Raw genomic sequence first — 4,230 nt, forward strand, 5'->3', positions numbered from 1 at the left:
GACGACGGTCTCAGGCTGCAGCTTGCCGGGATCGATCTGCTTGTTCACGCCGGGCGGGAACACGAACAGGATGTCGTGCGCGATGGCATACACGTAGCCTTTGGGACCGATCGCAGGCGACGAGGACCCGCCGCCGACCCAGCTGATGCGCGCCACCTCTGCCAGGGTGTTCACGTCGTAGCTCAGGAAGGCATCATAGGTCGACACGAACACGTGCTTCCGCGACACCGCCGCCGACGCGATGGATCCGCTCGTTATTTGGGTCTTGCTGACGACCTGGGTTCCCTGCAGGACGGCGAGAGAACCGTCGCCGTTGACCAGGACGGCACGGCCATCGCCGGTGACGCTGGGTGCGGTGAAGACGCGGCCGATGCCTTCGACGCGCGGCAAGGCGTTCATGTTCGGGCCGGCGAACAGCATTGCTCCCGTGCCGCCACCGTATTCCTGGCCGTTCTTGCGCACGATCTTCTCCACGCCGATGATCGTATGGCCGTCTGGCAGGACCGTCGGCGTCGAGCGCAGGAAGTAGTCGTTGTTGTGGACGCGCCAGCGTTCGATGAAGTTCGCGCCGTCGTATGTATACCCGACGAGGTCCTTGAGCCCGTCCGACACGACGATGTGCGGCGTGCCTCCGCCCTGGAACGTGAAGATGCCGAGGCCCGGCGGGATCGCGGTCAGGCTGAGGACGCCGTGCTCGAATCCGAAGCAGAACGGCCCCAGCGGGCACTCGGCGCTGCCGCTCACGGTCTGCACCACGGTCGTGACCTTCTGGTCCCCAACCACCTGGCCGCCGAGACCGAAAGCGATCAGCCGGATCTCGTAGCCGCCGGTGACCGGGTTGCGGTAGGTCGCGGTCGCCATCACCGCATCCTGGCCGCCAAATCGCCACAGGTTCGGCGGGCCGTACGCGGCGCCGGGTCCGTTGTGATCCGGAAACGGGAACGGGCCGACCCAGCCGCCGCCGGGCGTGAAGATGTTGAGCATGGACTTTACGACATGCGCCGGCGGGTTCACCCGGTGGTCCGTGTAGTTGGTCGTGCCGATCACATAGACGTAGCCGTTCGGCGCGACCAACGGCGATGCGGTGATCGCGTGGGCCGGCGAAATGTCGCGGCTCCAGGCGGGGCTGCCGTCCGCGTGAAGGGCGATCAGCTTGCCCTGCTGGTTGCCGAGATAGACGGTGCCGTCGGGCGCGACGACCGGACCCGCGCCGGGCGCGAAGCTGCCGAGGTTCGGAACTGTGATCGGCGCCTTCTTGGCGGGCGCAGTATCAACGTCGGCGTACCCGGTGTTCGAACCGACGCTGTGCGCGCGTTCCCAGGCGAAGGCTGAATGGGCGAGGGCACATCCAAGTACCGCCCCCGCGAGCAAGCCGATGCTTCGATGGCGATCTCGAATGCCCGGCCCGACCGTCGCGGCGGCCGAGTCAGTGCGCGTGCGCAGATTTGCGCGCATTGGCCCCTCCGTGTCTGACAGCAGTACTGCTGAGGGCTACACTATCTGTGTGGCCCTCCCAACACAACCCACAGACCTGTCCCCGTCCAGACGGGCGCGGCTCAGTTCGCGCACACGATCTTGGCGAACACCTTGCACTTGTTCCTGGTGCAGAGCTGGCCGTCGAGCGTCTCGGCCTTCACCTTCTTGGTGTCGGTGTCGAGGTCGTCGACATTGCTGAAGCCCTGCTTCTGGCAGAACGCCTTGGCGATCTCTTTCGCATCGCTTTTCCCGCAGTCGTCGCCATCCAGGTTCGCGCAGGCGAATAGCCGGTTGCCGCTTGCTGTCATCGGCGGCTTGTAGGCCTGGCGGGACGATTGCGTGGGTTGAGGTTGCTGGGGCTGGGACGGCTGCGTCGAGACTGGCATGGTCGGCGCCGTCGGGCCGCTGTTTGTCGTGGCCAGCTGGCCGGGCCCCGGGAACACGTAGAGCTGGTTGGCCGAGATGGCGTAGACGTTGCCCTGCGGCCCGATCGCCGGGGCGGATAGACCGCCATCCGGCCAGTCGAAGCGGCCGGCTTCCTGCATCGTGTTGGTGTCGAACGTAATGAAGTCATGCCACGTCGAGACGAAGACGTGCGTGTGCGAGGCCGCCGCCGGTGCGACCGAGAACTCGATCGGAATCCTGGTCTCGATCTTGCCGCCGTTGAGCACGGTAATGGTGCCGTTGGTCGCCACGATCACGATCCTGCCGTCGCGCAGGATGGTCGGCGCCGTGATGGTGTAGACTCCCTTGACCGTCGAGACCGCATTCATGTTGGGGCCGGCGAACCGGATGCCGTCCTTGCTGGTGAAGATCGTGTGCCCATCGTAGGTGACGGTCGGCGTGGCCAAAATCGCGCCATCGTCGTTGCCGTCATCGATGCGGAAGAGCTCGTTGAAGTTCATTCCGCCGAATGTGTAGTCGACGAGGTTGTGGAATCCGTCGGCCACCAGGACGTGCGGCGTCCCGCCTCCGGGATAGGTATAGACCGCGACCGTCGGCACCGGCCGGAAAACCGGGTCGTGCACCGGTTCCGATGGCGCTCCTGGCTGTGATTGGAAGCCGGAGTTGACTAGCCCGATGCAATGGAGGAAAGGCGGGATCAGGCAGGAATAGACCGCCCAATCGGGCAGGCCGCTGCCGCCGGTCACTGTCGGCACGCTGTTGCCGACCGTCGCGTCGGCCAGGAGCTGCCCGCTGGTCGAGAAAGCGAGCAGATGCGTTTCCCAGCCACTGTGCAGCGGAAAGTCATAGATGACCGGCACCATGATCACTTCGGCGTTTCCCGACTTCCACATGTTGGGCGCGGCCGGCGCGATCTCGGAGGTTCCGGCGGCGCCGTACTTTTCGGGGAAAGGAGTCTGGCTGATCCAGCCGCCGCCCACCGTGAACTTGTGCAGCACCGCATCGAACCGATGCTCCGGCGGGTTGAACCGATGATCGGTGAATGGCTTGATGCCGATCACGTAGAGCGAACCGTCGGCGCCGAGCAGCGGCGAGGCGGAAATCGATTGGCCAGGGATGTCGCGGCTCCACCACGGCGTCCCATCGGCATGGAATGCCATCAGCTTGCCCTGCTCGTTGCCGATGTAGACTGTTCCGTCCGGGCCGATCACCGGGCTGGCATTGGGCGCGAAGGTGCCGATGTTCTGGATCACCTTGAGCGGCGCCTTGGCCGGAAGGGTGGCAGCGTCGAAGAATCCCGCGTTGGTGCTGCTGCCGTGCTGCTTGTCCCAGGAATAGGCGACGGCAACCGGCGCATGGAGCGCGAGCGCTCCGGCAATGCACAGATAGATGGATCGCGCGCTGACAATGGATCGCAGCATATCGGGCCTCTCCAGGTTCGGCTCCGAGGCACGCACGCAACATGCTCGGCAGCTACACGAGTTCGGTCAGCCCGATAACGAGGGGCGCAGTGTGGCGACGCTCCCGCCCGAGATCAATCCGGAAATCGACGCTTGCGATCAGAATGCTGTGAGCACGGTCTCGCCTTAGACGAGCACCCCTCGCGCGTGACCTTCGATCTCGCGTCCGAGGGCGACGCCGTAGATCTCACCCTCACTCACGACGAGTTCGAGCCGGGCAGCAAGCTGTTGGAAGATTGCCGCTCCGGCTGGCCCGCGGCCCTCAGCAGCCTCAAGAGCCTGCTGGAGACGGGCGAGCCGCTCGCGATCTCCGCCACCGCCGGGGTTGCCGACGCGGCCGCGTGACCGTCAGTTCTGGCAGACGATCTCGTCGAATACCTTGCACTTGCTCTTGCTGCAGAACTGGCCGTCGAGAGTCTCTGCCTTCACCTTCTTCTTGTCGGTATCGGTATCGCCGACCTGGGTGAAGCCCTGCTTCTGGCAGAACGCCAAGGCGATGTCCTTGGTGTCGTCCTTGCCGCAATCGTCGCCGTCGAGCTTCTTGCACGCGAACAGCCGGTAGCCATCAGGGGTGAGCGGCGGCTTGTAGGATTGGGATGCCGGCGTCCCGGGATTCGTCGCGACCGGCTGTGCCTGCGGCAGGGGCTGCCCTACGATCGCGCCGCCGGCAACCTGCTTCGGCGGCGGGAACACGAACAGGATGTTCGACGCGAGCGCATAGACGTGGCCTTTGGGTCCGATCGCCGGCGGCGATGCGCCGCCGCCGACCCAATCGATCTTCGCGACCTGCTGCAGGCTGTTGGTGTCGAACGTCAGGAACGCGTCCTGCGCTGAAACGAACAGGTGGGTGCGCGAGGCCGCGGCCGAGGCGATCGAGCCGCCGGCGGTT

The 4,230-nt window shown here is 65.4% G+C and carries 4 protein-coding genes; 1 reads left to right on the forward strand and 3 read right to left on the reverse strand.

The window, feature by feature from the left end; translation table 11 throughout:
- The coding region (locus tag VH499_RS16080) for a hypothetical protein (protein WP_332053757.1) at positions 1–1,455 on the reverse strand (1,455 nt) is incomplete at its 3' end.
- Between the two features lie 101 nt (positions 1,456–1,556).
- Positions 1,557–3,302, reverse strand: coding sequence for a hypothetical protein (locus tag VH499_RS16085; RefSeq protein WP_332053758.1), 1,746 nt, complete (start codon positions 3,300–3,302; stop codon positions 1,557–1,559).
- 132 nt (positions 3,303–3,434) lie between these two features.
- Here VH499_RS16085 and VH499_RS16090 point away from each other — a divergent pair, with 132 nt between their 5' ends.
- The gene (locus VH499_RS16090) at positions 3,435–3,686 is read left to right on the forward strand and encodes an SRPBCC domain-containing protein (RefSeq protein WP_332053759.1); all 252 of its coding nucleotides are present in this window, start codon (positions 3,435–3,437) and stop codon (positions 3,684–3,686) included.
- A 3-nt stretch (positions 3,687–3,689) separates the two neighbouring features.
- Here the strand turns inward: VH499_RS16090 and VH499_RS16095 are convergent.
- Positions 3,690–4,230: hypothetical protein (locus tag VH499_RS16095; RefSeq protein WP_332053760.1), on the reverse strand; the 541-nt coding region annotated here is incomplete at its 5' end.

The sequence above is a fragment of the Reyranella sp. genome, assembly GCF_036558665.1.
Taxonomy (GTDB): Bacteria; Pseudomonadota; Alphaproteobacteria; order Reyranellales; family Reyranellaceae; genus Reyranella.